Genomic DNA, 23,726 nt, shown 5'->3' with positions numbered 1-23,726 from the left:
CATGGCACGCACGCGTATCAAGATCTGCGGTTTGACCCGCTTGGAAGATGTGCAAGCCGTGGTGGCGGCCGGCGCCGATGCGATCGGCTTCGTGTTCTACCCCAAGAGCCCGCGCTACGTGACGCCCGAACAGGCCGCCGAGCTGATCCGCGCCGTGCCGCCCTTCATCACCTGCACCGGCCTGTTCGTCAACGCCACACCGGACGAGGTGGCGGCCACTTGCAAGGTGGCGCCGATTGCGCTGATCCAGCTGCACGGCGACGAGACGGTGGAACAGTCCGCCGCCATCGCCGCGGCGGCCGGGCGACAGTTCATGCGGGTGTTCCGCGTCAAACCCGACACACTTCCGTCCGATTTGCTAGAATACGAGCAGCTATGCCGCGCCGCCAGTCCCTTGTTCACCAGCCTGTTGCTGGATACCTATGTGGATGCCTATGGCGGTGCAGGAAAGGGTTTTGATTGGTCTCTCATTCCAAAAGATCTCGCGCCTCGGGTCGTTTTAAGTGGTGGCTTGAGCGTACACAACGCGACTGACGCGGTGGTCGGTGTACGCCCCTACGCCGTCGACATCAGCAGTGGTGTCGAAGCGTCCAAGGGGATCAAGGACGCCCGCAAGATCGCCGACTTTGTCGCGGCGGTGCGGGCCGGAGATACCATGAACGAAAGCGAAATCCATCATGATGAACGCCCCAGCGAAGCCGTTGTTCCACGCTAAAGATTACAACCTCCCCGATACCAAAGGCCATTTCGGCCCCTACGGCGGCGCCTTCGTCGCCGAAACGCTGACCTACGCCCTTGCCGAGCTCAACGAAGCCTATGAGCGCTACAGCAAGGATCCGGAGTTCCTCGACGAATTCCGTTACGAGCTCAAGCACTTTGTCGGCCGGCCGTCGCCGATCTACTACGCCAAGCGCTGGTCCGAGCTGGCCGGCGGCGCGCAGATCTACTTCAAGCGCGAAGACCTGAACCACACCGGCGCCCACAAGATCAACAACGTCATCGGCCAGGCCTTGCTGGCCAAGCGCATGGGCAAGCCGCGCATCATCGCCGAGACCGGCGCCGGCCAGCACGGCGTCGCCACGGCCACCATCTGCGCCCGTTTCGGGCTGCAGTGCGTGGTCTACATGGGCAGCGAGGACGTCAAGCGCCAGGCGCAGAACGTCTACCGCATGAAACTGCTGGGCGCGACCGTGGTGCCGGTGGAGTCCGGCTCCAAGACCTTGAAGGATGCGCTCAACGAAGCCATGCGCGACTGGGTCACCAATATTGAAAACACCTTCTACATCATCGGCACCGTGGCCGGCCCGCATCCCTATCCGATGCTGGTGCGCGACTTCCAGTCGGTGATCGGCGAGGAGTGCCTGGTGCAGATGCCGGAAATGACCGGCCGCCAGCCGGACTGCGTGGTGGCCTGCATCGGCGGCGGCTCCAACGCCATGGGCATCTTCTACCCGTATATCGACCAGAAACAGGTGCGCCTGATCGGCGTCGAGGCGGCGGGCGAAGGGCTGGACGGCGACAAGCATGCCGCTTCGCTGACCAAGGGCTACCCGGGCGTCCTGCACGGCAACCGCACCTATCTGCTGCAGGATGAGAACGGCCAGATCATCGAGACCCATTCGGTGTCGGCTGGCCTCGACTATCCGGGCGTCGGACCGGAGCACGCCTACCTGAAGGACATCGGCCGCGCGGAATACGTGTCGATCACGGACGAGGAGGCGTTGCAGGCTTTCCACGATTGTTGTCATATCGAAGGCATCATCCCGGCGCTGGAATCGTCGCACGCGCTGGCCTACGCGGCCAAGCTGGCGGCAACCTTGCCTAAAGATCAAATCATATTGGCCAACCTGTCGGGCCGGGGCGACAAGGACATGCATACGGTAGCAGAACGTATGGGTTTGAACTTCAACTAAGGAAAACGACATGTCCAAAATCGCAGCAACTTTCAGCGCCCTGAAGGCGCACAACAAGACCGCGCTCGTCACCTTCATCACCGCCGGCGATCCGTCGCCGGAATCGACGGTGCCGCTGATGCACGCCATGGTGGCGGGCGGCGCCGACATCCTGGAACTCGGCGTGCCGTTTTCCGATCCGATGGCCGAAGGCCCGGTGATCCAGCGCGCCTGCGAGCGGGCGCTGGCCAACGGCGTCGGCATCCACGACGTGTTCGGCTACGTGGCGGAGTTCCGCAAGACCAACCAGACCACGCCGGTGGTGCTGATGGGCTACGCCAATCCGATCGAGCGCATCGGCGCGGCCACCTTCATCGCCAAGTCCAAGGCGGCGGGGGCGGACGGCGCCATCGTGGTCGATTACCCGCCGGAAGAGTGTGAGGAGTTCGCGGCCGCCATGCGCGCCGCCGAGCTGGACCTGATCTTCCTGCTGGCGCCGACTTCGACCGAGGCCCGCATCGCGCAGGTGGCCAAGGTTGGCGGCGGCTTCAGCTACTACGTTTCGCTCAAGGGCGTGACCGGCGCCGGCAATATCGACACGGTGGAAGTGGCGGAGCGCCTGACGGCGATCCGCAAGCACGTGCAGCTGCCGATCGGCGTAGGCTTCGGCATCCGCGACGGCGCCACCGCGCGCGCCGTGGCCGAGGTGGCCGACGCGGTCGTCATCGGCAGCCGCATCATCCAGGAAATTGAAAACGCCGGCAAGGACGGCGCCGTCGCCGCTGTGCAAACCTTCGTCAGCGGCATCCGCGCCGCGCTCGACGCATAAAACCGCGCCGGCACCCTTAGCCGGCATCAAGTCCCGACCGTTCACCTTGATACATAGTTAAGTACTGGCTATGTTGAAGGAGAGCGGTCGTGCGCTTCGAGTGGGATGTCCGCAAAGCCCAAATCAATCTCCGCAAACACGGAGTGAGTTTTGATGAGGCTAAAGATGCGTTCCGAGATCCGTATGCCCAATCATGGTTGGATTCTGAGCATGCCGAGTTTGAAGACCGCTACCAGCTATTGGCCCAAAGCCGGCGCCGCGATGTTTTATTAGTGATTAGCTATTGTTTCCCAAACGATGACAGGGTTCGCATCATTTCCGCTCGAAGAGCATCAAAATTGGAGCGGAAACAATATTCCGAGGAGCGATAAATGCGTAAAGAATATGATTTTTCTAAGATGAAACGTGTCCCCAACCCTTTTTTTGAAAAGCTGAGCAAAGAAGTCACGTTTCGCTTGGACTTCGATTCGCTGGCTTACTTTCAAAAAGTCGGCGACGCCTATGGCTTTCCTGTTGAAAAGGTAATGCAGCTATATTTGCAGAAGCTGGCGAGCGCTGGCGGGATACTCAACATCGGATTTCCCACGCTGGAAGAGCGGAAAGACATAGATGCGTACATAGAACGGCAGATCGAATGTGAGACGAGGGTGTAGTGGTTTACCTCTAAAACCCCGCCAATTTCATGACGAACCTTAAAAATTGTTGTACTGCAAAGTTCGACAGAGGGGCGAGAAACGGCTACACTTCGGCCACAAGTTAGCTGCAAGGAGAATTTATGAGTTGGTTGGAAAAACTGCTGCCCCCACGTATCCAGCGTTCCGACGCTGCCGCACGCAAGACCATGCCCGAGGGCCTGTGGGTCAAATGCCCGTCCTGCGAGGCCGTGCTGTACCGCACCGATCTGGAATCGAACCTGCACGTTTGCCCGAAATGCGACCATCACATGCGCATCCGCGCCCGTGAGCGCCTCGACAGCCTGTTCGACGCCGGCGGCCGCTATGAAATCGGCATGGACACCCTGCCGGTCGATACGCTGAAGTTCAAGGACAGCAAGAAATACCCTGACCGCCTCAAGCAGGCCATGGAAGCCACCGGCGAGACCGATGCGCTGATCGTCATGGGCGGCGCCATCATGAGCCTGCCGTGCGTGGTGGCCTGCTTTGAATTCGAATTCATGGGCGGCTCGATGGGCTCCGTGGTCGGCGAGCGCTTCGTGCGCGGCGCGCAAGTGGCGCTGGAGCAGAAAGTACCGTTCATCTGCATCACCGCCACCGGCGGCGCCCGCATGCAAGAGGGCCTGCTGTCGCTGATGCAGATGGCCAAGACCACCGCCATGCTGACCAAGCTGTCCGACAAGAAGCTGCCGTTCATCAGCGTGCTGACCGATCCGACCATGGGCGGCGTGTCCGCTTCGTTCGCCTTCATGGGCGACGTCGTCATCGCCGAGCCGAAAGCGCTGATCGGCTTCGCCGGCCCGCGCGTGATCGAAAACACCGTGCGCGAGAAACTGCCGGAAGGCTTCCAGCGCGCCGAGTTCCTGGTCACCAAGGGCGCCGTCGACATGATCGTCGACCGCCGCAAGATGCGCGAAGAAATCGCCCGTCTGATGGCACTGCTGCAGAATCAAGCTGTAGAGGTACTGGCCTAAGATTCGGCCAGTTCCCCACGCTACGGCGCGCAATCGGCTATCATGCCGGCCTGCGCGCCGTTTTTCATTTCTGAGCCCCCATCATGCCGAATCTCCCAACTACTTTGCCCGCCTGGCTTGCACTGCTTGAGTCGCGCCACGCCGAAACCGTCATCAATATGGGCCTGGACCGCGTGCTCGCCGTCAAGGAGCGTTTGCAGCTGAGCTTCAGCTGCCCGGTCATCATGGTGGCCGGCACCAACGGCAAGGGCTCGACCTGCGCCATGCTGGAATCGGTGCTGCTGCGCGCCGGCTACAAGGTCGGCCTGTACATCAAGCCGCACTTCCTGGACTTCAACGAGCGCGCCCGCATCAACGGCGAGCTGGCCAGCGACGACGTGCTGGTGGCCGCCTTCAACGCGGTCGAGGCGGTGCGCGGCGAGACGCCGCTGACCTACTTCGAATTCACCACGCTGGCCATCATGCACCTGCTGGCGGGCGCCGGCATGGATGTGGCGATCCTGGAAGTGGGCCTGGGCGGCCGCCTGGACGCGGTCAACATCGTCGACGCCGACGTCGCCATCGTCACCAGCGTCGATATCGACCATACCGATTATCTGGGCGACACGCGCGAGGCGATCGGCTTCGAGAAGGCCGGCATTTTCCGCGCCGGCAAGACCGCGATCTGCTCGGACCCGGTGCCGCCGCAATCGCTGATCGACCACGCCGCCGCCATCGGCGCCGACCTGTGGCTGATGGGGCGCGACTTCAACTATTCCGGCGACAAGCAGCAGTGGAACTACGGCGGCCGCTCGCAGCGCCGCAATTCGCTGGCCTATCCCAGCCTGCGCGGCGCCAACCAGATCCTCAACGCCGCCGCCGTGCTGGCCGCGCTGGAGGCGCTGAAGATGGAATTGCCGGTCGGCGCGCAGGAAGTGCGCACCGGCCTGGTGACGGTGGAGCTGCCGGGCCGCTTCCAGGTGCTGCCTGGCCGCCCGACCGTGATCCTGGACGTGGCACACAATCCGCACGCGGCCTCGGCGCTGAACCAGAACCTCGGCAATATGGGCTTCCACCCCTACACCTACGCCGTGTTCGGCTCCATGCACGACAAGGATATCGACGGCGTGATCGCCGCCATGTCCGAGCACGTGGACCACTGGTGCCTGGCCAACCTGCCGTCGCCGCGCGCGGCCAGCGCCTCGGAACTGGCGGCCAAGGTGCAAATCGTGCAGGAAGAAAAAGCCGAACGCACCATCAATATCTTCGACGATCCGGCCGCTGCCTATGCAAATGCGATCAGCCGAGCCGGGGAGAATGATAGAATTGTGGTCTTTGGATCTTTCCTCACGGTCGCCGGCGTCATGGCGGCACGAAAATCCGCATTCCATTGAACGCACAGGACTGAAATCACGCATGGGCTTGTTCTCGAAACTCGGTAAAAACAAGCAAGAGACCGCTGGTCAGGACAGCGGCTATTACACCAGCGCAGATGACCAGGCCGCGACGGAGCGCGCACGCGCCAAGCGCGCCTCGTCGGCGGATGGTTCCGCCAATTCCCGCCGCGGCAAAGACCGCGAAGCGGATGATCCGGTGTTGCCTGAAAAGAAACGCGCGCGCCGCCGCCTGGTGGGCGCCATCGCGCTGGCGCTGGGCGTCGCCATCGGCTTGCCGATGGTGCTCGATTCCGAACCGAAGCCGCTGGCGTCCGATATCGAAATCAAGATTCCCGCCAAGGACAAGCTGGCCGAGGCCGCTCCTGCGCCGGCCGCCGCGCCGGTAGCGCAGAGCGCCGCGCTGGATAGCCGGGAAGAAATCGTCGACGACGTCAAGCCGGCCAAGCCCGCCGCCGCGCCGGCCGCGCCGCTGGTGGTCGCACCGGTCAAGGTCGATACCGCCAAGCGCGACGCCGAACTGAAGGCCGAAGCCAAGGCCAAGGCTGAGACGATCGCCAAACTCAAGGCCGACAACGAAGCCAAGGCCCGCCAGGACGCCGACTACAAGCTGGAAATCGAACGCAAGCAAGCCGAAGTGAAGGCCGAGGCCAAGGCCAAGGCGGAAGCCGAGCGCAAGCTGGCCGAAGCCAAGGCCGCCAAGCAGGCCGACAGCGCCAAGCCGGCGGCGACGTCGGAAGACGCCCGCGCCCTGGCCATCCTGGAAGGCAAGGCCGCCGCCAAGCCGGCCGCCGCCGCCGCCGAAACCGGCCAGAAATTCGTGCTGCAAGTGGCCGCGCTGAGCGACCAGGCCAAGGTCGACGAGCTGCGCGAAAAATTGAAGAAAGCCGGCATCAGCTCCTTCACGCAAAAGACGCCGTCCGGTGACATCACCCGCGTGCGCGTGGGGCCGTTCACCAACAAGGACGAGGCCGAAAAAGTGCGGGCCAAGCTGAGCGCCATGGGCCTGAGCGGCCGTCTCGAAACCGTCTGATCCAGCAGGCGCCCGACGTGACGATATTTGATTATCTGGTGATGTTTGTATTGGTCGCATCGGTCATCATCGGCATGGCGCGCGGCCTGGTGAAGGAAGTGTTGTCGCTGGCGGGCTGGGTGGTGGCCTTCGTGGTCGCCAACGCCTACGCCGCCGTGCTGGCGCCCATGCTGCCGCCGGTGGTGCCGGGCGAGGTGTTGCGGCTGATTCTTGCCTTTATCGCACTGTTTATCGGTGTGAAGATTTTGACGGGCCTGTTGGCCATGGCGCTGGCCGCCTTGCTCGATGCCGGCGGCCTCAGCCTGGTTGACCGCGCGCTGGGCATGGTGTTCGGCTTCGGTCGCGGCCTTGTAATTGTGCTGGCCGGTGTCATCCTGTGTGGGATGACCTCGATACCGCAACAAGCATTCTGGAAGGATGCGCTATTGAGTCCGTTCGCGGAGACCGGAGCGCATACGGTGAAAGCCTTTCTTCCCGCTGCCATGGCGCAGCATGTGAATTTTTGAATTCTTTAAATCAGTAGCACCCAGTCCAGGAGCAACATCATGTGTGGCATCGTCGGCGTCGTTTCTCATCAACCTGTCAACCAACTGCTGTATGACGCATTGCTGCTGCTGCAGCACCGCGGCCAGGATGCGGCAGGTATCGCGACCAATCACAGCAGCATGTTCGCCATGCACAAGGCCAACGGCCTGGTTCGTGACGTTTTCCGTACCCGTAACATGCGTACGCTGCAAGGCAATTCCGGCATCGGTCACTGCCGCTATCCAACCGCCGGTTCGTCGAGCGAGGAAGAAGCGCAACCGTTCTACGTCAACGCCCCGTTCGGCATCACCCTGGCGCACAACGGCAACCTGACCAACTGGGAACAGCTCAAAAAAGAAATGTTCCAGAACGACCGCCGCCACATCAACACCGATTCCGATTCGGAAGTGTTGCTCAACGTGCTGGCCCACGAGATCCAGAAAGCCACCACCGGCATCTCGATCGACGCTGAAACCATCTTCAACGCCGTGACCGTGCTGCATCGTCGCGTGCGCGGCGGCTACGCTGCCGTGGCGCAGATCGCCGGCGTCGGCCTGCTGGCCTTCCGCGATCCGTTCGGCATCCGTCCGCTGTGCCTGGGCATCAACGAAACCGAGCTGGGCGCAGAGTACCTGATCGCTTCCGAGTCCGTGGCGCTGGAAGGCATGGGCTTCCGCTTCGTGCGCGACATCGCGCCGGGCGAGGCGGTCTTTATCGACGCCGACAAGCAGCTGCATTCGCGCCAATGCGCGGACAATCCGTCGCTGAACCCTTGCGTGTTCGAGTTCGTCTACCTGGCGCGTCCGGATTCCGTCATCGACGGCGCCTCCGTCTACGCCACCCGCCTGAAAATGGGCGAGTACCTGGCCGAGAAGATCAAGCGCGAATTCAAGGATGGCGAGATCGACGTCGTCATGCCGATTCCGGATTCGTCGCGTCCCGCCGCGATCCAGCTGGCGCTGGCGCTGAACGTGGAATATCGCGAAGGCTTCATCAAGAACCGCTACATCGGCCGCACCTTCATCATGCCGGGCCAGGCCGCGCGCAAGAAGTCCGTGCGCCAGAAGCTGAACGCCATCGCTTCCGAGTTCAAGGACAAGGTCGTGCTGCTGGTGGACGACTCCATCGTGCGCGGCACCACCAGCCGCGAGATCGTGCAGATGGCGCGCGAAGCCGGCGCCAAGAAGGTGATCTTCGCTTCGGCGGCGCCACCGGTGATCTTCCCTAACGTGTACGGCATCGACATGCCTACCCGCGACGAGCTGATCGCCTACGGCCGCAGCACCGAGGAAGTCTGCCGCGAGATCACCGCCGATCACCTGGTGTACCAGGATATCGACGCGTTGAAGCGCGCCATCTCCGACGTCAACCCGGCGCTGAAGAACTTCGAGGCTTCGTGCTTCGACGGCGTCTACGTCACTGGCGACATCTCCAAGGACTACCTGGACAAGCTGGAATACGCGCGCCACCACCCGAAGGCCGCCGGCCCCGAGGATGCTGGGCGCTCGCAACTGAATCTGAATCTCGCGACCGCCGAAGGCTGATGTCGCGCCCGGTGCGGATCATTCCGCACCGGGCTTTTTTTTTGACTGCTTGAACATGAACGACAAGAAAAACTACGGCTTCACCACCACCATCCTGCACAACGATCGCCAGAAGGGCATCGAGCACGGTTCGCTGCACAAGCCCATCCACACTTCGGTCGCCTTCGGTTACGCCGACGCGCGCCAGCTGGCGTCTGTGTTCCAGGGCAAGGAGCCGGGCTTCCGCTACGGCCGCCAGGGCAACCCGACCATCTCCGCGCTGGAGGACAAGGTCAACCAGATGGAGCAGGGCGTCGGCACGATCTGCTTCGCCACCGGCATGGGCGCGATCGGCGCCGTGTTCCAGTCGCTGCTGCGCGCGGGCGACCATGTGGTGTCGTCGTCTTTCCTGTTCGGTAACACCAACAGCCTGTGGCAGACCACCATGGCGCAGGGCGTGGCGGTGTCCTTCGTCGACGCCACCGACGTCGCCAACGTGGCCGCCGCCATCACCGAGCAGACCCGCGTGGTGTTCGTCGAGACCATCGCCAATCCGCGCACGCAAGTGGCCGACCTCAAGCGCATCGGCGAGCTGTGCCAGCAGCGCGGCATCCTCTACATCGTCGACAACACGATGACCACGCCTTACCTGTTCCGTCCGAAATCGGTCGGCGCCGGGCTGGTGGTCAACGCGCTGACCAAGTCGATCGGCGGCCACGGCAACGCGCTGGGCGGCAGCCTGACCGACACCGGCGCCTACGACTGGACCCGCTACCCGAACATCTACGAGAACTACAAGAAGGCCGCGCCGCTGCAATGGGGGCTGGCGCAGATCCGCGCCAAGGGCTTGCGCGACTTCGGCGCCTCGCTGGCGCCGGAGGCGGCGCACCACATCGCCGTCGGCGCCGAGACGCTGGCGTTGCGCATGGAGCGCACCAGCGCCAATGCGCTGGCGCTGGCCCGGCTGCTGGAAGCGGACGAGCGCGTGGCCGCCGTCTACTACCCAGGCCTGGCGTCGCATCCGCAGCACGCCATCTCCAGCGAACTGTTCCGCAGCTTCGGCTCGCTGCTGAGCTTTGAGCTGAAGGACGGCATCGACTGCTTCGACTTCCTGAACCGCTTGAAACTGGCGATTCCAGCCTCCAACCTGGGCGACACGCGCACGCTGATCATCCCGGTGGCGCACACCATCTTCTTCGAGATGGGCGCGGAACGGCGGGCGTCGATGGGCATCGCGGAATCGCTGATACGGGTGTCGGTCGGCATCGAAGATACCGACGATCTGTTGGACGATTTCACGTGCGCACTGGAAGCTTGCTGAGCATCGCGCCGAGTTGTGATAATCTAAGCTTTCAATTTTGCTAAGCGGGAGGAGGCGTTATGAGAGCAGCATGGGTATTTGCCTTGACCGTGCTGTCGACCAACGCCTGCGCCGACGAGCAGGCCCGCCGCCTGGCCCGCCAGGCCGAGATCGAGTACTACACCAGCCGCTACGACGGCGCCGATATTTCGCTGGCCCGTTTCAACTGCCAGCCTCCCAACATGCCGATGCGCCCGGCGCAGGCCGGCGGCCCTGCCATGACGCGGGCGCTGGCCGCGTGGCGCAGCTGCTACGACCAGTTCCTTGCGAATTACAATGCCGCACTCCCGGTGGGCAAGAGCATCCCCCCCGACCTGGCCGACCTGATGACGGATGATGAAATCGACGCCGCCCAGGCCTTGATGAGCGAGGTGTTCGTGCGCGTGGCGGACGAGGCCAAGCGCCAGGCGGACGCGGTCACCTTGTCGCAGGCGGCGTGGGAGGGCCGGCGCGGCGACATCGCCTTGAGCGCGCGCGAGCTGTCGCACCTGCCGGAGACCGCAGGCAAGCGCTAAGCTGCCGTTTGGCAGGAATTGATGCAATATTGTCTTTTGCGCACCGGCGTCGATTATGAAACCCTGGTTCGCCAGCGCATCACCGGCGCGCTGGGCATGGGCAGCACGGCGATCGCATTGACGCCGGCCATGCGCCAGCACCTGGCGACCGGCTACGACATGCCGGGCAGGGTGGCGTCCAACTGGGATATGCCGGCGCTGGCCGGCATGGGCGCGCTGCGCTCGTCGACGGCGGACCTGTTGAAGTTTGTGGGCGCGAATATGGGATTGCTGAAGACGCCGCTGTACGGCGCGATGCAGGCGGCGCACCGGCCGCGTCACGCGGTCGAGGGCAAGCCGGAGTTGTCGGTGGGGCTGGGGTGGCATGTGCTGGAGCAGCACGGCTCGCACATTGTCTGGCATAAGGGCGGCACGGGCGGCTACCGCACTTATATCGGCTTCGACACCAGTGCGCAGCGCGGCGTGGTGCTGATGTCGAACTCGCACATGGGCTCGGACGACATCGCCAGGCGGGCGCTGAACAGCGCCTTCCCGCTCATCGTGCCCAAGCCGATGGCGATGTAGAGCTTAGTGCCAGCTGCGCATCAGGCCGACCGCCAGGCCTTCCAGCGCGAACTCGTCCGCTTCAGGATCGACCTTGATGATCTTGAAGTCCGGGTTTTCCGGCAGCAGTTCGACCAGCGAGCCGGTCTTGCGGTAGCGCTTGACGGTGACGTCGTTGCCGATGCGGGCCACGACGATCTGGCCGTTCTTGGCACTGTCCACTTTTTTGACGGCCAGCAGGTCGCCGTCCATGATGCCGGCGTCGCGCATCGATTCGCCGCGCACCTTCAGCAGATAGTCGGGGCGGGACGAGAACATGGCCGGATCGACGCTGTAGCTGGTTTCCAGGTTTTCCTGCGCCAGGATGGGCGAGCCGGCGGCCACGCGGCCGATCAGCGGCAGCGACATCATCAGCGACACCGGCACCTTGGACGCGGCCGGCTCGGCGTGCACGCCCAGCAGGCGGATGCCGCGCGAAGTGCCGGCGGCGATCTCGATCGCGCCCTTGCGCGCCAATGCCTGCAAATGCTCCTCGGCCGCGTTGGCGGACTTGAAGCCCAGCTCATTGGCGATTTCGGCACGGGTCGGCGGGAAGCCGGTGTTTTCGATGGCATCCTTGATCAGATTGAGAATTTGTTCCTGTCTTGCGGTGAGCTTGATCATAGAGTGCTTTAGGCCTGTGTATATAGACAGTCTGTATTTTTGTACAGTGTGAAGCGAAATGCAAGGGAATTTGTTGCTTAGCACGAAATAATTTCATGGAGGCTCGCAAGGGATGGGATTTTGCGTCCGCCCCGGGGCTGGTCTTTTGGCGGAAAAGCTGATATAGTCGCGGGCTTACCTCTTCCCACACCTGTCTTGACGCCAGGGTGGGCTATATTCACAGTCCTTAAGGGAGTTTGCATGCGTCACTATGAAATAGTATTTATCGTCCATCCGGACCAGAGCGAGCAAGTGCCCGCCATGATCGAGCGTTACAAAGCCTCGGTAACCACCCGCGGCGGCGCCGTGCACCGTGTTGAAGATTGGGGCCGTCGTCAGATGGCTTACTCGATCCAGAAACTGGCTAAAGCACACTACATCTGCCTGAACATCGAATGCGACAACGAGACCCTGGTCGAGCTGGAAACCGCCTTCAAATTCAATGATGCCGTGCTGCGTCACCTGACCGTCAAGATGAAGAAAGCGGAAACCGCTCCTTCGCCGATGATGAAGTCGGTACAACGTGAAGATGCAGCGAAATCGCATCGCACCGAAGCTCCAGCAGTTGCTGCTGCTCCTGCGGCCTAATTGTTGCCAGGAACCGAGCTGAATCAGCTCCAGTTTATTGCTCTCATCGCCGAACGGGACGCCTTGCGCTACACCCCGGCCGGCATGCCGATCGTGAATGCTGTACTCCAGCACCGATCCCAGCAGATGGAGGCAGGCATCGCCCGATTGAGCGAGTTTGAAATTTCCGCGGTTGCCGCGGGCGAGATTTCAGGCCGCTTCAGTCAGGCGCCACTGGCAGGCATGTATCAGTTCACCGGTTTTCTGAACAAGAAGAATCGCAATAGCAAAAGCCTGGTGTTTCACATCATTGATTTTAGTGCTGTCCCAGACAGCTCAATTTAGATACAGGAGCCTAAAATGGCATTCGGTAAAAAGTTCGACAAAAACAAGCTCAAGCTGAAAGAAAAGCGCAAGCAACAGAATCCTTTGTTCAAGCGTAAGAAATTCTGCCGCTTCACCGCAGCAAACGTAGAACAAGTTGACTACAAAGACGTCGACACCCTGAAAGACTTCGTCCAGGAAAACGGCAAAATCATGCCAGCACGTCTGACCGGTACCAAGGCGCACTACCAGCGTCAAGTTGACACCGCAATCAAGCGCGCTCGCTACCTCGCGCTGCTGCCTTACACCGATCTGCACCACGCTTAATTGCGTCGTCTAGATAAGATCCTGGAGAAGAACTATGCAAATCATTCTGTTAGAAAAAGTCGTCAACCTGGGCAACCTGGGTGAAGTCGTTAAAGTTAAAGACGGTTACGCACGTAACTTCCTGATTCCGCAAAAAATGGCTCGCCGCGCTACCGCGTCCGCCGTTGCTGAATTCGAAGTCAAGCGCGCTGAACTGGAAAAAGCTGCTGCTGAAAAGCTGGCTGCTGCTCAAGCCCAAGGCGAGAAACTGAACGGCATGACCGTGAACGTTTCGCAAAAAGCTGGTGTTGACGGCCGTCTGTTCGGCTCCGTCACCAACTTCGACATCGCTGAAGCGCTGACCAAAGCTGGTTTCGCTGTTGAAAAAGCTGCCGTGCGCATGCCTACCGGTCCTCTGAAGACCGTTGGCGAGCACCCAGTGAGCGTCGCTCTGCACACCGACGTGGTGGTGGAAGTGACTGTTGCTGTCGTAGGCGAAGCTGCCTAATACTTTTCCAGACGGAAACGTCTGGTAAGTGTTGCAACACATTGAAAAAGCCGGGCTTGCCCGGCTTTTTTCTCGTCATAAATTTGTAATACGGCCCAAGCAAGCAGGTATAATTCGCGCCATGAACGCCCCCTCCGATCCGCAAGTAGATTCACTCCGCGTCCCGCCGCATTCCATCGAAGCAGAACAGTCCGTCATCGGCGGCCTGCTGCGCGATAATGCGGCGTTCGACCGCATTGCGGATATGATGCATCCGGAAGACTTTTACCGCTACGACCACCGCATCATCTTCGAGCAGATCGTCAAGATGATCAACAGCTCGCGGCCGGCGGACGTCATCACCGTGTTTGAAACCCTGACCCAGCTGGGCAAGGCGGAAGACGTGGGCGGCCTGGCCTACCTGAACGCGATGGCACAAAACACGCCATCGGCCGCCAACATCCGCCGCTACGCCGAGATCGTCCGCGATCGCTCCGTGCTGCGCCAGCTGATCACGGTCGCCGACGAAATCTCCGGACAAGCCTTCAGCCCGCAGGGCAAGGAAGTCAAGCAGATGCTCGACGAGGCCGAATCGAAGATCTTCGCGATCGCCGAGCAGGGCGCCCGCGGCTCGGCCGGCTGGACCGCCGTGCAGCCGCTGCTGACCCAGGTGGTCGAGCGCATCGACGAGCTGTACTCGCGCGAGAACCAGTCCGAGATCACCGGCGTGCCGACCGGCTTCATCGACCTCGACCGCATGACCTCGGGCCTGCAGGCGGGCGACCTAGTCATCGTGGCCGGCCGTCCCTCCATGGGCAAGACCGCATTCTCGGTCAACATCGGCGAAAACGTCGCGATCGAAGCCGGCCTGCCGGTGGCGATCTTCTCGATGGAGATGGGCGGCGCCCAGCTGGCGATGCGTATGCTGGGCTCGGTCGGCCAGCTCGACCAGCACCGCCTGCGCACCGGCCGCCTGAACGACGAGGATTGGCCGCGCCTGACGCACGCCATCCAGAAGATGAACGACGCCCAGTTGTTCATCGACGAAACCCCGGCACTGAACCCGATCGAGATGCGCGCCCGCGCGCGCCGATTGTCGCGCCAGTGCGGCAAGCTGGGCCTGATCATCGTCGACTACTTGCAGCTGATGACAGGCTCGACCCAGGGCGACAACCGCGCCTCCGAGATCTCGGAGATTTCCCGCTCGCTCAAAGGCCTGGCCAAGGAATTGCAGTGCCCGGTGATCGCGCTGTCGCAGCTGAACCGCTCGCTGGAGCAACGCCCCAACAAACGTCCCGTCATGTCCGACTTGCGCGAATCCGGCGCTATCGAGCAGGATGCGGACGTCATCATCTTCTTGTATCGCGACGAGGTCTACAACCCCGACTCGCCCGATAAAGGAACGGCCGAGATCATCATCGGTAAGCAGCGTAACGGCCCGATCGGCGCGGTGCGCCTGACCTGGATCGGCCAATACACCAAGTTTGGCAACTACACCGGTAACCTGGCGCTGTACCAAGGCGACTAAGCCGGCATCACTAATCTTTACGCCGTCCTTACCCGGGGCGGCGATCTGCAGTAATCAATGGAACGGAGAATAAAATGTTTGGACGTTTGATGCCCACCGAGGGCAAATTTTTTGACCTGTTTAACCAACACGCCGAGCTGTGCGTCAAAGGTGCAAAAGAAATGCTGGGCCTGATGTCCAATTTCGACGATCTGGAAAATCGCGTGCACGCGATCGAGAGCATCGAAAAGCAGGCCGACAAGATCACCTACGCCACCGTCGACCTGTTGCACAAGACCTTCATCACGCCGATCGACCGCGACGACATCCACAAGCTGATCACCCGCATGGACGACATCCTCGACCTGCTGGAAGACGCGGCCCAGACCGTCTCGCTGTACGACCTGCATTCGGTCACGCCGGAAGCCAAGCGCCTGGCCGAGCTGGTGCTGGCCTGCGCCGAGAAAGTGCGCGACGCCGTGGCCCTGCTGCACAATATGGACAACTCGCGCAAGATCGTCGCCATCTGCGAAGAGATCGACCGCCTGGAATCGGACGCCGACCACGTGATGCGCGCCGCCATGTCCAAGCTGTTCCGCGACGAACCGGACGTGCGCAACCTGATCAAGATGAAGGCCATCTACGAGATCCTGGAAACCGTGACCGACCGTTGCGAAGATGTGGCCAACATCATCGAAGGCATCATCGTCGAGAACGCATAAGCATAATCACTACACAAAAGAATAGTCCAACATGCATACCCTACAAATCAGCATCTACGTGCTGGGCATCCTGATCGCCCTGGCGCTGGTGTTTGACTTCATGAACGGCTTCCATGACGCCGCCAACGCGATCGCGACCGTGGTCTCGACCGGCGTGCTCAAGCCGCAGACGGCGGTGGCCATGGCCGCGTTCTTCAATTTCACCGCGATCTTCGTGGTCGGCCTGCACGTCGCGTCGACGGTGGGCAAGGGCACCATCGATCCCGGCATCGTCGATCAGTACGTGATCTTCGGCGCGCTGGTCGGCGCCATTGCGTGGAATCTGTTCACCTGGTACTACGGCATTCCCTCGTCGTCCTCGCACGCGCTGATCGGCGGCCTGGTCGGCGCCGCGGTGGCCAAGTCCGGCACCAGCGCGCTGGTCGGCGGCGGCCTGCTGAAGACGGTGCAGTGGATCATCCTGTCGCCGCTGATGGGCTTTGTGTTCGGCTCCATCATCATGCTGATCGTGTCGTGGATCTTCGTGCGCTCGACGCCGCGCCGGGTCGACAAGTGGTTCCGCCGCCTGCAACTGGCGTCGGCCGCCGCCTACAGCCTGGGCCACGGCGGCAACGACGCGCAGAAAACCATCGGCATCATCTGGATGCTGCTGATCGCGGTCGGCCAGGTGCCGGTCGGCGACACCGCGCCGCCGCTGTGGGTGGTCATTTCGTGCTACACGGCGATCTCGTTCGGCACGCTGTTCGGCGGCTGGCGCATCGTCAAGACCATGGGCCAGAAGATCACCAAGCTCAAACCGGTGGGCGGCTTCTGCGCCGAGACCGGCGGCGCGCTGACCTTGCTGATCGCCTCGCACTTCGGCGTGCCGGTGTCGACGACGCACACCATCACCGGCGCGATCGTCGGCGTCGGTTCGGCGCAGAAGATGTCGGCGGTGCGCTGGGGCGTGGCGGGCAATATCGTGTGGGCCTGGGTGTTCACGATCCCGGCCTCGGCGTTTGTCGCCGCGCTGGCCTGGTGGGTCGGTCACCACATCATGTAAAAAGCAAGGGAGCCTCGGCTCCCTTTTTTGATGTCAGGATTCCGGCGCGATGCCGAGCCGCTGGTAGGCCTCGGCCATGATTTGCTTGCGTTCAGCCTCGGTCAAGTCCGGCGGCAAGACCACGACGGTTTTCTTGCCGCTGCTTTTGCTCTTGATGACGTAGGTGTAATCGTCTTCCGGTTTGCGCGGGAAGAATCTTGGAATTGCCCATGCGCAGAAAATTGCTGCCGCCATGGAGCCGCCCATCCACGCGCCAATGTACAGCAAGCCGTCAACGACGTCTGTCCAATTCATTTTTTGAGTCCCCGCAAGATATCCAGGGTCACCGCGATTAACCACAGTATAGCGCCGATTAAATTGGACGTCGCCTCGTTACTGGTATCGGCAAAGGAAGATGCGCCCCGTGCCAGGCTCAGATAAAGGGCAGCTGCCCATGCCGTTAGGCCGATCCATACCGCGAGATTGGCTCTTTGCGCCCAACGGTCTTCATTGCGATCAAAGGAAATGGTCTCTGTTTTTTTGTCGCCTTGAATCTCTCTTGCTCGCGTAAATGGCAACATCATGCCAAGGGCCGCGCCACCGACGGTCGGCCCGATGAATGCGGTTGCGCTGATGTCGTGCGTACTTTGGCGTAGTAGAAATTCGAGAATTGCCATTAACCATGGGAATGCCCAGTTAAGAAGTCTAGTTTCCATGTCATCACCGCCGGAATTGGAGCAGTCAATGTAGGTTTTTTATCGCGTCGGCAGATTGATTTGGATTGCGTTAGAATCGCAAATTCTCCTGATGGGCATGCCATGTTGAAAATCGATTTTGCGCAGTTGATGCAATTGGCGCAGGCTTCGGCCGAGGTGACGGCGCCGTGTAGTTGCAGTACCGTGGCGCTGACGGCGTGGCAGCGCTTGCCGACGTCGCTGGAGCTGGACCGCTTCGAGGAAGTCGGCACCTTGATGGACGATCCGTACGACGAGCCGACCTTCGCCGAATATCACCCGCACGGCACGCGCTACGACAGCGAGGACGCGCCCATCGCGCCGCGCTACTACCCCTGCAACCTGAGCCAGGTTGCGCGCTGCCTGAACTGTGGCCGCCACTACCTGCGCTACAACGAGGCGGGCGGCTACTTCACCGAGCTGCGCATCCGCGCCTTGCAGCCGCAGCTACTGGTCGACGCCGCCCTGTAGTCCCAGCATGCGCGCCGCCATCGCCCGCGCCAGCACGGCCGGCGCGGGGACGGCTATCGGCAGATCCGTGAACGCCTCGTCGATCGCCAGGTTGGCCAGTCCGTGCGCCAGGCTCCATCCGGTCAAGGCCAGCTCCGGCCCGCGCGCCGCGTCGAAAGCGGTGGCCGCTACGACCAGCACATTGAACGCGCGCTCGGCCGCCTGCTTCAAATCCGGGTGGTGGGACTTCTGCGCCAGCATCGGGCCGAACATCAGGCGGAACTGCGCCGGCCGTGCGCGCGCAAATTCCACATACACCTCGCAGATATCCATCAGCCGCTCGCCCTGGGGGCGCGCATGGTCGCTGTCCGCCGTTGTCATGGCGGCAGCCAGTCCGGCGAAGGCGCGCGCCGCCACCGCCGCCAGCAGCTGCTCGCGGCTGGCGAAGTGATGATAGGGCGCCGCGTGCGACACGCCCGCCGCCTTGGCGACCTCGCGCAAGGTGAGTGCCTGCGCGCCTTCCTGGGCGAGCAGGGCGTCGGCGGCGTCGAGCAGGCTGTCGCGCAGATTGCCGTGGTGGTAGGGTTTGGTAGCCATCAAGTTATCTTGACACGAGAAAGATGTCATTGCACTATACAGATCTTTCCAGTGTAAAGATTGGAGTCTGTCATGTACCACTTGATCGTTGGCCGCAAGCTGCGGCGTGCTTTTGGGGATATCAACGCCGGCGCCTACGAGCGGGTGCTGCCGCAGTTCGCGCCCGCGCACCGCCATGTGATGCACGGCCATCATCCGCTGGCCGGCGAGCGCCGCACGATGGCGTCGACCGCGCAGTGGTATGCGCGCCTGGCGCGGCTGCTGCCGGGCTTGCGCTTCGAGATCGACGCCGTCGCCGTCACCGGCTGGCCGTGGCGCACGGTCGCCACGGTGACGTGGAAGGACCGCTTCACGCTGCCCGACGGCAGCACAGGGACCAACCAGGGCGTGCATGAATTCGAGCTGCGCTGGGGCCGCGTGCACAAGCTGGAGGTCCACTGCGACACGGCCAAACTGGAGCACTACTGCCGCGCCATGGTCGCCAGCGGCATCGCCGAGGCCGCCGCCGCGCCGATCAGCGACGCCTAGGAAATGTGCGGCAGCCACATGGTCATGCTGGCGCCGAAAATGCCCACCGCCATCGCCAAGGTCAGCAGCGCCAGGCCGGTCGCCGCGGCCAGCTTGCGGGTGGAACTGCCGCTGTCGCGCGCGCGCAGGTAGAGTTCCAGCAGCGCCAGCGGCAGCAGCGATTCGCCGAACACCAGGATGTTGAGCGCCGGGCCGGTGAAGGTCTTGGGATCGAAACCGACCGGGCCGCCGTTGACCAGGATCCAGAACAGCAGGCCGACGCGGAAAAACCAGCTGCCGCTCACCACCAGAAACAGCCGCAGCGCCCAGCGCCGGTGCAGGTCCAGCCGGCGCGCGAGCGCGTGCCGCACCGCCAGCGCGGCGCACAGCGTGATCAGCACCGCGTTCAGCGTGGTGCCCCAGTGCTGGGTCATGTCGCCGGCCGCGTTGCGGGTCCAGACCATGTAGGCGCCGGCGATGCCGGTGGCGACAGCGACCGTCACATAGATGCGTCCGTTCCAGCGGTGGAACACGGGGAAGCGCGCGCGCAGCGCCGGGATCAGCTGCAACGGTCCGGCCAGCGTGACGAGGGCGGCGATCGCCAGATGCGCGGCCAGCGCGGCATTGCCCACCCGGTCGCCGGGAACGTAGCCGACCGGCAGCACCTTGTTCCAGCGCATCCAGTCGCCCGCCACGGCCGCGCCGCCGTAGAACGACACGATATACGTCACGAAGATCGCCTGGCCGGCAACCATCACCGCGAACCAGAACGCGGCGGCGGCCTTCAGTGCCTGGCCGGCGCGCACGCGCAGCTTGCGGCCGTGGGGCATGGCGCCGTTCATCATCAGGGTATCCGACATCTCACTTCTCCTAGGTTGTGCTTCGCCGCACGCCGGCGCCGCAGCGGAATATCGCCGAAGGCGCCGGCGCCCGCCAGCCGTATCCGACCGGCGACGTGCTGTGCGCGACGAAGCACGGCCGATGCCGACGAGCGGCGCAGCGCTGCGGCGCCGGCAAGTGTTGCGGCTTAGCCGCAGCGACATGCATTTATTTCCACAGATGTAAGTCCGCTGCCTGCGGATGTACAATGGCTTGCAGGCTGAAAGGCCGTCAACCAAGGTGGAGGATGCATGACGGAGACGTCGCCGGCAGCAAGTTTGCCATTGTTGCCATTGATGGCAGCCGACCGCTCGGCGCGCAAGCGCGCGCTGGTGCTGACGCTGATTTCGGCGCTGGTGTTTTGCGCGCTGCTGCCTTACACCCAAGCGCCGTTGCCGGCGCTGGGCGCCTTCATCCCCATCTACGAATCGAGCCTGCTGCTCAACGACCTGATCACCGCCGCCATGCTGTTCGGGCACTTCAGCACCCTGCGCTCGAAATCGCTGCTGGTGCTGGCCGGCGCCTACCTGTTCACCGCCCTGCTCACCGTGCCGCACATGCTGACCTTCCCGGGAGTGTTCTCGCCGGACGGCTTGCTGGGCGGGCACAGCCAGGCCACCGCCTGGCTGTACGTCTTCTGGCACGCCGGCTTCCCCGCCTGCGTGGTCGTCTACACGCTGCTGGGCCATCGTGAACGCCAGCGGCCGCACGACCAGGCGCCGTCCCGGCTGGCGGCGCTGTGGGCGATCGCCGCCGCGTTGCTGGCCGCCGCCGCCTTCACCGTGCTGGCCACGGCCGGCCACGACTTGCTGCCGCCCATCCTGGTGGCGGGCCACTACACGCTGGCCGGCCGCATCGTACTGGCCAGCACCTGGGGCGCCAGCGTGGTCGCGCTGGCGGTGTTGTGGCGCTATTCGAGCCGTTCGCTGCTGGACTTGTGGCTGGGCGTGGTGATGGCCGCCTGGCTGTGCGACATCGGCCTGTCGGCGGTGCTCAACGCCGGCCGCTACGACGTCGGCTGGTACGCCGGCCGCATCTACGGCCTGTTTGCCGCCAGCTGCGTGCTGATCGTGCTGCTATTGGAAAGCAACAAGCTGTTTGCCCGCCTGGTGGTATCCCATGAGCACGCGCTGCAGCGCAGCGCCGACCTGCAACGCCTGAACCTGCAAAACGAGCAGCGCGCCACGCAGTACGCGCAAGCGCTGGACGAGCTGCACTTCAAGGAGGAGGAAATCCGCGCGGTGGTGCACAACATCGCCGATTGCGTGCTCACCACCGACGCCGCCGGCGTGGTGATCAGCGCCAACCCGGCGCTCGAGCGGGTGTTCGGCTACACCGCGGCGGACGTGGTGGGGCGCCACATCTCGCTGCTGCTACCGGAACTGGCGGCCGACAGCGACCATGCCTTCATCCGCGACGGCGAGGTCGAAGGCCTGCACCGCGACGGCCGCCAGCTGCCGCTGGAACTGGCGATGAACGATTTCGAGGTGCATGGCGTGCGGCAGTCGGTGGTGGTGCTGGCCGATATCAGCGAACGCAAGCAGTTCGTCGCCGAGCTGCGGCGCGCGCAGATCAACGCCGAGCAGGCCAACCAGGCCAAGTCGACCTTCCTGGCCAATATGAGCCACGAACTGCGCACGCCGCTCAACGCCATCCTCGGCTTCGCGCAGATCCTGGCGGCGGACAAGATGCCGGTGACGCCGGAAAAGCGGCGCGAATTCATCCAGCACATCCTCAAGGCCGGCAAGCATTTGTTGGTGCTGATCAACGAGGTGCTGGACCTGGCCAAGGTCGAGTCGGGCACGTTGTCGCTGTCGCTGGAGGCGGTCGAACTCGACGAGATCATGAGCACCTGCCAGCAGATGATGGCGCCGCTGGCCGACCAACGCGACCTGCGCCTGCGCTTCGTGCTCGAGCCCGGCGTGTATGTGCGGGCCGACCACACGCGCCTGAAGCAGGTGCTGCTCAACCTGCTGAGCAATGCGGTCAAGTACAACCGCAAGGGCGGGCTGGTCAGCGTGACCTGCATCGCCCTGTCGCCCGAGCGCATCCGGATCGCGATCCAGGACGACGGCGAGGGCCTCGCGCCCGCCCAGCTTGCCCAGCTGTTCCAACCCTTCAACCGGCTGGGCCGCGAAGCGTCGAGCGAGGAGGGCACCGGCATCGGCCTGGTGATGACCCGGCGCCTGGTGGAAATGATGGGCGGCACCATCGGCGTCAGCAGCACGGTCGGCGTCGGCAGCGTGTTCTGGATCGAGTTGAAGGCGGCCGCGGCGGTCCACGTCGCGCCAGGGTTCAGCCAGATCATGCCGGTGGGTCAGCTGGCCGCCGCCGGGGGCGGCCAGCGCACCCTGCTGTACGTGGAAGACAATCCGGCCAACCTGCTGCTGGTGCGGGAACTGATCGGCTTGCGCGGCGACCTCACGCTGTTGACCGCCAGCGAGGCCACCAGCGGCCTGCGGCAGGCGCGCGAGCAGCGGCCGGACGTGATCCTGATGGACATCAACCTGCCCGGCATGAGCGGCAACGAAGCGATGCAGCTGCTGCGCGCCGATCCGGCCACGCAGGACATCCCGGTGATCGCGTTGTCGGCCAATGCGATGGCGCACGATGTCGCGCGCAGCCGGCAGCAAGGCTTCCTGTGCTACCTGACCAAGCCGCTGAACCTGGACGAGTTTACCGAAGCGCTGAACGCGGCGCTGCGCGCGGAGCAGCGCGCCAGCCGCAGCCTGTAGCCGCGGCGCCGCGAGCGCTTGCCGGACGGTGGCGCGCAAATAGGCTATCATGCCGCCTCCTTACCCGTTGGATAGTCGTTATCATGAAAGTTCCCCGCAGCAAGCATTTTTCACCGCACCGGAGCAAGCTGGAAGCGTTGGTCAATGCCGTCCTGATGGGGGGCGTGGTGAGCGCGCTGAGCTACCGCTGCCGCCTGCACGGCCGCCTCGGCGTGACCCGCCACACGCTTACGCTGGCGCGCGACCGGCGCCTGCCGCGCCCGCTCAAGATCGCGTTTGCCTCCGATTTCCATGCCGGCCCGCCCACCCACGCCGGCATCTTCGACGATTTGTTCGCCAGCATCGCCGTCGAGCAGCCTGACGTGCTGCTGCTGGGCGGCGACTACGTGTCCGGCCCGGCCGCCAATGTCGCCGTGCTGTGCCCGGCGCTGGCGGCCTGCCGTCCGCCGCTGGGCAAGTTTGCCGTGCTGGGCAATCACGACCTGTCGACCGACGACGGCGAGATCTGCCGCCGCTTCGAGGCGGCCGGCGTGCAGATGCTGGTCAACCGCGCGCAGGCGCTGCCGGCGCCGTTCGACCGGGTGTCGATCTGCGGCATGGACGAACCCTGGACCGGCGAGCCGGACGCCGCCGCCACCTTTGCCGGCGTCGCCGACGCCGATGTGCGGGTGCTGCTGATGCATGCGCCGGAAGGCTTGCTGGAGCTGGCCGGCCAGCGCTACGACATCGCTTTTGCCGGCCACACGCACGGCGGCCAGATCGCCTTGCCCGACGGCACGCCGCTGGTGCTGCCTATGGGGCCGCTGTCGCGTCCCTTTCATTATGGACGCTTCCCGGTGGCCGGCAATGGCGAGCTGATCGTTAGTCGCGGCGTGGGGTGCAGCCGGATTCCAGTGCGCATCAACGCCGATCCGGAACTGGTGATCTGTACTGTGCAATAATTTGCC

29 protein-coding genes are annotated in these 23,726 nt (G+C 63.3%); 24 read left to right on the top strand and 5 right to left on the bottom strand.

From position 1 onward, the window contains the following. Position 1 precedes the first annotated feature (1 nt). The 13 genes from AC07OK_RS07925 (at position 2) to AC07OK_RS07865 (ending at position 11,262) form a co-directional block, all read left to right on the top strand. A complete protein-coding gene (locus AC07OK_RS07925; protein WP_494689795.1) occupies positions 2 to 715 on the top strand; it encodes a phosphoribosylanthranilate isomerase in 714 nt (237 codons plus the stop codon). Next, on the top strand, positions 678 to 1,913 hold the full coding sequence (trpB, locus tag AC07OK_RS07920) for a tryptophan synthase subunit beta (RefSeq protein WP_494689794.1): 1,236 nt from the start codon (positions 678 to 680) through the stop codon (positions 1,911 to 1,913). The genes AC07OK_RS07925 and trpB overlap by 38 nt, the downstream gene beginning before the upstream one ends. Positions 1,914 to 1,923: 10 nt before the next feature. Beyond that, positions 1,924 to 2,721, top strand: coding sequence for a tryptophan synthase subunit alpha (gene trpA, locus AC07OK_RS07915; protein WP_494689793.1), 798 nt, complete (start codon positions 1,924 to 1,926; stop codon positions 2,719 to 2,721). Positions 2,722 to 2,810: 89 nt separating this feature from the next. Continuing rightward, positions 2,811 to 3,092: a BrnT family toxin gene (locus AC07OK_RS07910; protein WP_494689792.1), complete on the top strand. Its 282-nt coding sequence runs from the start codon at positions 2,811 to 2,813 to the stop codon at positions 3,090 to 3,092. Continuing rightward, on the top strand, positions 3,093 to 3,374 hold the full coding sequence (locus AC07OK_RS07905) for a hypothetical protein (RefSeq protein ID WP_494689791.1): 282 nt from the start codon (positions 3,093 to 3,095) through the stop codon (positions 3,372 to 3,374). It begins immediately after the preceding gene. 122 nt (positions 3,375 to 3,496) lie between these two features. Continuing rightward, on the top strand, positions 3,497 to 4,369 hold the full coding sequence (gene accD, locus AC07OK_RS07900; RefSeq protein ID WP_116990177.1) for an acetyl-CoA carboxylase, carboxyltransferase subunit beta: 873 nt from the start codon (positions 3,497 to 3,499) through the stop codon (positions 4,367 to 4,369). 83 nt (positions 4,370 to 4,452) lie between these two features. After that, positions 4,453 to 5,742, top strand: coding sequence for a bifunctional tetrahydrofolate synthase/dihydrofolate synthase (folC, locus tag AC07OK_RS07895; RefSeq protein WP_494689790.1), 1,290 nt, complete (start codon positions 4,453 to 4,455; stop codon positions 5,740 to 5,742). Positions 5,743 to 5,764: 22 nt separating this feature from the next. Then, positions 5,765 to 6,775, top strand: a complete 1,011-nt coding sequence (locus AC07OK_RS07890) for an SPOR domain-containing protein (protein ID WP_494689789.1) — start codon at positions 5,765 to 5,767, stop codon at positions 6,773 to 6,775. Positions 6,776 to 6,792: 17 nt separating this feature from the next. Continuing rightward, entirely contained in the window at positions 6,793 to 7,281 is a 489-nt protein-coding gene (locus AC07OK_RS07885; RefSeq protein WP_494689788.1) for a CvpA family protein, read from the top strand. 39 nt (positions 7,282 to 7,320) lie between these two features. After that, the gene (gene purF / locus AC07OK_RS07880) at positions 7,321 to 8,844 is read left to right on the top strand and encodes an amidophosphoribosyltransferase (protein ID WP_494689787.1); all 1,524 of its coding nucleotides are present in this window, start codon (positions 7,321 to 7,323) and stop codon (positions 8,842 to 8,844) included. 55 nt (positions 8,845 to 8,899) lie between these two features. After that, the gene (locus tag AC07OK_RS07875; RefSeq protein WP_494689786.1) at positions 8,900 to 10,144 is read left to right on the top strand and encodes a cystathionine gamma-synthase family protein; all 1,245 of its coding nucleotides are present in this window, start codon (positions 8,900 to 8,902) and stop codon (positions 10,142 to 10,144) included. Between the two features lie 59 nt (positions 10,145 to 10,203). Beyond that, on the top strand, positions 10,204 to 10,698 hold the full coding sequence (locus tag AC07OK_RS07870) for a hypothetical protein (RefSeq protein WP_494689785.1): 495 nt from the start codon (positions 10,204 to 10,206) through the stop codon (positions 10,696 to 10,698). Positions 10,699 to 10,719: 21 nt separating this feature from the next. Then, positions 10,720 to 11,262 carry a serine hydrolase domain-containing protein gene (locus tag AC07OK_RS07865; protein ID WP_494689784.1) on the top strand — a complete coding sequence of 181 codons (543 nt, stop codon included), beginning with the start codon at positions 10,720 to 10,722 and terminating at the stop codon, positions 11,260 to 11,262. Between the two features lie 3 nt (positions 11,263 to 11,265). Here AC07OK_RS07865 and lexA read toward each other — a convergent pair whose 3' ends face one another. Then, positions 11,266 to 11,904 (bottom strand): transcriptional repressor LexA, encoded by a 639-nt coding sequence (gene lexA, locus AC07OK_RS07860; protein ID WP_494689783.1) that lies wholly within the window; start codon positions 11,902 to 11,904, stop codon positions 11,266 to 11,268. Between the two features lie 240 nt (positions 11,905 to 12,144). On the opposite strand from lexA, the gene rpsF reads away from it, so the two are divergent. From rpsF to AC07OK_RS07825, 7 genes are all read left to right on the top strand, one after another. Further along, positions 12,145 to 12,531 carry a 30S ribosomal protein S6 gene (gene rpsF, locus AC07OK_RS07855; RefSeq protein ID WP_026334223.1) on the top strand — a complete coding sequence of 129 codons (387 nt, stop codon included), beginning with the start codon at positions 12,145 to 12,147 and terminating at the stop codon, positions 12,529 to 12,531. 18 nt (positions 12,532 to 12,549) lie between these two features. Further along, positions 12,550 to 12,855, top strand: coding sequence for a primosomal replication protein N (gene priB / locus AC07OK_RS07850; protein ID WP_043482237.1), 306 nt, complete (start codon positions 12,550 to 12,552; stop codon positions 12,853 to 12,855). Positions 12,856 to 12,870: 15 nt separating this feature from the next. Beyond that, positions 12,871 to 13,161, top strand: a complete 291-nt coding sequence (rpsR, locus tag AC07OK_RS07845) for a 30S ribosomal protein S18 (RefSeq protein ID WP_008450941.1) — start codon at positions 12,871 to 12,873, stop codon at positions 13,159 to 13,161. A 34-nt stretch (positions 13,162 to 13,195) separates the two neighbouring features. Beyond that, the gene (gene rplI, locus AC07OK_RS07840; protein ID WP_008450939.1) at positions 13,196 to 13,648 is read left to right on the top strand and encodes a 50S ribosomal protein L9; all 453 of its coding nucleotides are present in this window, start codon (positions 13,196 to 13,198) and stop codon (positions 13,646 to 13,648) included. Between the two features lie 121 nt (positions 13,649 to 13,769). Continuing rightward, on the top strand, positions 13,770 to 15,155 hold the full coding sequence (locus tag AC07OK_RS07835) for a replicative DNA helicase (protein ID WP_020701815.1): 1,386 nt from the start codon (positions 13,770 to 13,772) through the stop codon (positions 15,153 to 15,155). A gap of 74 nt (positions 15,156 to 15,229) precedes the next feature. Continuing rightward, positions 15,230 to 15,856, top strand: coding sequence for a DUF47 domain-containing protein (locus AC07OK_RS07830; protein ID WP_494689782.1), 627 nt, complete (start codon positions 15,230 to 15,232; stop codon positions 15,854 to 15,856). A 31-nt stretch (positions 15,857 to 15,887) separates the two neighbouring features. Beyond that, the gene (locus tag AC07OK_RS07825; protein WP_217941835.1) at positions 15,888 to 16,898 is read left to right on the top strand and encodes an inorganic phosphate transporter; all 1,011 of its coding nucleotides are present in this window, start codon (positions 15,888 to 15,890) and stop codon (positions 16,896 to 16,898) included. Positions 16,899 to 16,931: 33 nt separating this feature from the next. On the opposite strand, the gene AC07OK_RS07820 is transcribed toward AC07OK_RS07825, so the two are convergent. Beyond that, complete coding sequence (locus AC07OK_RS07820; RefSeq protein ID WP_494689781.1) at positions 16,932 to 17,192, bottom strand: hypothetical protein; 261 nt, start codon at positions 17,190 to 17,192, stop codon at positions 16,932 to 16,934. Beyond that, a complete protein-coding gene (locus tag AC07OK_RS07815) occupies positions 17,189 to 17,593 on the bottom strand; it encodes a hypothetical protein (RefSeq protein WP_494689780.1) in 405 nt (134 codons plus the stop codon). The genes AC07OK_RS07820 and AC07OK_RS07815 overlap by 4 nt, the downstream gene beginning before the upstream one ends. Before the next feature lie 102 nt (positions 17,594 to 17,695). On the opposite strand from AC07OK_RS07815, the gene AC07OK_RS07810 reads away from it, so the two are divergent. Beyond that, on the top strand, positions 17,696 to 18,082 hold the full coding sequence (locus tag AC07OK_RS07810; protein ID WP_494689779.1) for a hypothetical protein: 387 nt from the start codon (positions 17,696 to 17,698) through the stop codon (positions 18,080 to 18,082). On the opposite strand, the gene AC07OK_RS07805 is transcribed toward AC07OK_RS07810, so the two are convergent. Further along, positions 18,059 to 18,658 carry a TetR/AcrR family transcriptional regulator gene (locus AC07OK_RS07805; protein ID WP_494689778.1) on the bottom strand — a complete coding sequence of 200 codons (600 nt, stop codon included), beginning with the start codon at positions 18,656 to 18,658 and terminating at the stop codon, positions 18,059 to 18,061. The two genes, AC07OK_RS07810 and AC07OK_RS07805, sit on opposite strands and share 24 nt — an antisense overlap. A 72-nt stretch (positions 18,659 to 18,730) precedes the next feature. Between AC07OK_RS07805 and AC07OK_RS07800 the strand changes: the two genes are divergently transcribed. Then, positions 18,731 to 19,186, top strand: a complete 456-nt coding sequence (locus tag AC07OK_RS07800) for a nuclear transport factor 2 family protein (protein WP_494689777.1) — start codon at positions 18,731 to 18,733, stop codon at positions 19,184 to 19,186. Here AC07OK_RS07800 and AC07OK_RS07795 read toward each other — a convergent pair. Then, complete coding sequence (locus AC07OK_RS07795; RefSeq protein WP_494689776.1) at positions 19,183 to 20,025, bottom strand: DUF2306 domain-containing protein; 843 nt, start codon at positions 20,023 to 20,025, stop codon at positions 19,183 to 19,185. The two genes, AC07OK_RS07800 and AC07OK_RS07795, sit on opposite strands and share 4 nt — an antisense overlap. Positions 20,026 to 20,295: 270 nt before the next feature. Here AC07OK_RS07795 and AC07OK_RS07790 point away from each other — a divergent pair, with 270 nt between their 5' ends. Next, complete coding sequence (locus tag AC07OK_RS07790; RefSeq protein ID WP_494689775.1) at positions 20,296 to 22,779, top strand: MASE4 domain-containing protein; 2,484 nt, start codon at positions 20,296 to 20,298, stop codon at positions 22,777 to 22,779. Positions 22,780 to 22,862: 83 nt separating this feature from the next. After that, on the top strand, positions 22,863 to 23,720 hold the full coding sequence (locus AC07OK_RS07785) for a metallophosphoesterase (RefSeq protein ID WP_494689774.1): 858 nt from the start codon (positions 22,863 to 22,865) through the stop codon (positions 23,718 to 23,720). The last annotated feature ends 6 nt before the right edge of the window (positions 23,721 to 23,726 follow it).

It is taken from the genome of Duganella sp. GW821-FHT07G03 (genome assembly GCF_059418605.1).
Note: the sequence above shows the minus strand (reverse complement) of the source record. Positions and strands in the feature narration are given on the sequence as shown.

Excerpts from the sequence above, each read along its gene's own strand:
- AC07OK_RS07925 (WP_494689795.1), top strand. The coding sequence starts at position 2 with ATGGCACGCACGCGTATCAAGATCTGCGGTTTGACCCGCTTGGAAGAT.
- trpB (WP_494689794.1), top strand. The coding sequence starts at position 678 with ATGATGAACGCCCCAGCGAAGCCGTTGTTCCACGCTAAAGATTACAAC.
- trpA (WP_494689793.1), top strand. The coding sequence starts at position 1,924 with ATGTCCAAAATCGCAGCAACTTTCAGCGCCCTGAAGGCGCACAACAAG.
- AC07OK_RS07905 (WP_494689791.1), top strand. The coding sequence starts at position 3,093 with ATGCGTAAAGAATATGATTTTTCTAAGATGAAACGTGTCCCCAACCCT.
- accD (WP_116990177.1), top strand. The coding sequence starts at position 3,497 with ATGAGTTGGTTGGAAAAACTGCTGCCCCCACGTATCCAGCGTTCCGAC.
- folC (WP_494689790.1), top strand. The coding sequence starts at position 4,453 with ATGCCGAATCTCCCAACTACTTTGCCCGCCTGGCTTGCACTGCTTGAG.
- AC07OK_RS07890 (WP_494689789.1), top strand. The coding sequence starts at position 5,765 with ATGGGCTTGTTCTCGAAACTCGGTAAAAACAAGCAAGAGACCGCTGGT.
- purF (WP_494689787.1), top strand. The coding sequence starts at position 7,321 with ATGTGTGGCATCGTCGGCGTCGTTTCTCATCAACCTGTCAACCAACTG.
- AC07OK_RS07875 (WP_494689786.1), top strand. The coding sequence starts at position 8,900 with ATGAACGACAAGAAAAACTACGGCTTCACCACCACCATCCTGCACAAC.
- AC07OK_RS07870 (WP_494689785.1), top strand. The coding sequence starts at position 10,204 with ATGAGAGCAGCATGGGTATTTGCCTTGACCGTGCTGTCGACCAACGCC.
- AC07OK_RS07865 (WP_494689784.1), top strand. The coding sequence starts at position 10,720 with ATGCAATATTGTCTTTTGCGCACCGGCGTCGATTATGAAACCCTGGTT.
- lexA (WP_494689783.1), bottom strand. The coding sequence starts at position 11,904 with ATGATCAAGCTCACCGCAAGACAGGAACAAATTCTCAATCTGATCAAG.
- rpsF (WP_026334223.1), top strand. The coding sequence starts at position 12,145 with ATGCGTCACTATGAAATAGTATTTATCGTCCATCCGGACCAGAGCGAG.
- rpsR (WP_008450941.1), top strand. The coding sequence starts at position 12,871 with ATGGCATTCGGTAAAAAGTTCGACAAAAACAAGCTCAAGCTGAAAGAA.
- rplI (WP_008450939.1), top strand. The coding sequence starts at position 13,196 with ATGCAAATCATTCTGTTAGAAAAAGTCGTCAACCTGGGCAACCTGGGT.
- AC07OK_RS07835 (WP_020701815.1), top strand. The coding sequence starts at position 13,770 with ATGAACGCCCCCTCCGATCCGCAAGTAGATTCACTCCGCGTCCCGCCG.
- AC07OK_RS07830 (WP_494689782.1), top strand. The coding sequence starts at position 15,230 with ATGTTTGGACGTTTGATGCCCACCGAGGGCAAATTTTTTGACCTGTTT.
- AC07OK_RS07825 (WP_217941835.1), top strand. The coding sequence starts at position 15,888 with ATGCATACCCTACAAATCAGCATCTACGTGCTGGGCATCCTGATCGCC.
- AC07OK_RS07820 (WP_494689781.1), bottom strand. The coding sequence starts at position 17,192 with ATGAATTGGACAGACGTCGTTGACGGCTTGCTGTACATTGGCGCGTGG.
- AC07OK_RS07815 (WP_494689780.1), bottom strand. The coding sequence starts at position 17,593 with ATGGAAACTAGACTTCTTAACTGGGCATTCCCATGGTTAATGGCAATT.
- AC07OK_RS07810 (WP_494689779.1), top strand. The coding sequence starts at position 17,696 with ATGTTGAAAATCGATTTTGCGCAGTTGATGCAATTGGCGCAGGCTTCG.
- AC07OK_RS07805 (WP_494689778.1), bottom strand. The coding sequence starts at position 18,658 with ATGGCTACCAAACCCTACCACCACGGCAATCTGCGCGACAGCCTGCTC.
- AC07OK_RS07800 (WP_494689777.1), top strand. The coding sequence starts at position 18,731 with ATGTACCACTTGATCGTTGGCCGCAAGCTGCGGCGTGCTTTTGGGGAT.
- AC07OK_RS07795 (WP_494689776.1), bottom strand. The coding sequence starts at position 20,025 with ATGTCGGATACCCTGATGATGAACGGCGCCATGCCCCACGGCCGCAAG.
- AC07OK_RS07790 (WP_494689775.1), top strand. The coding sequence starts at position 20,296 with ATGACGGAGACGTCGCCGGCAGCAAGTTTGCCATTGTTGCCATTGATG.
- AC07OK_RS07785 (WP_494689774.1), top strand. The coding sequence starts at position 22,863 with ATGAAAGTTCCCCGCAGCAAGCATTTTTCACCGCACCGGAGCAAGCTG.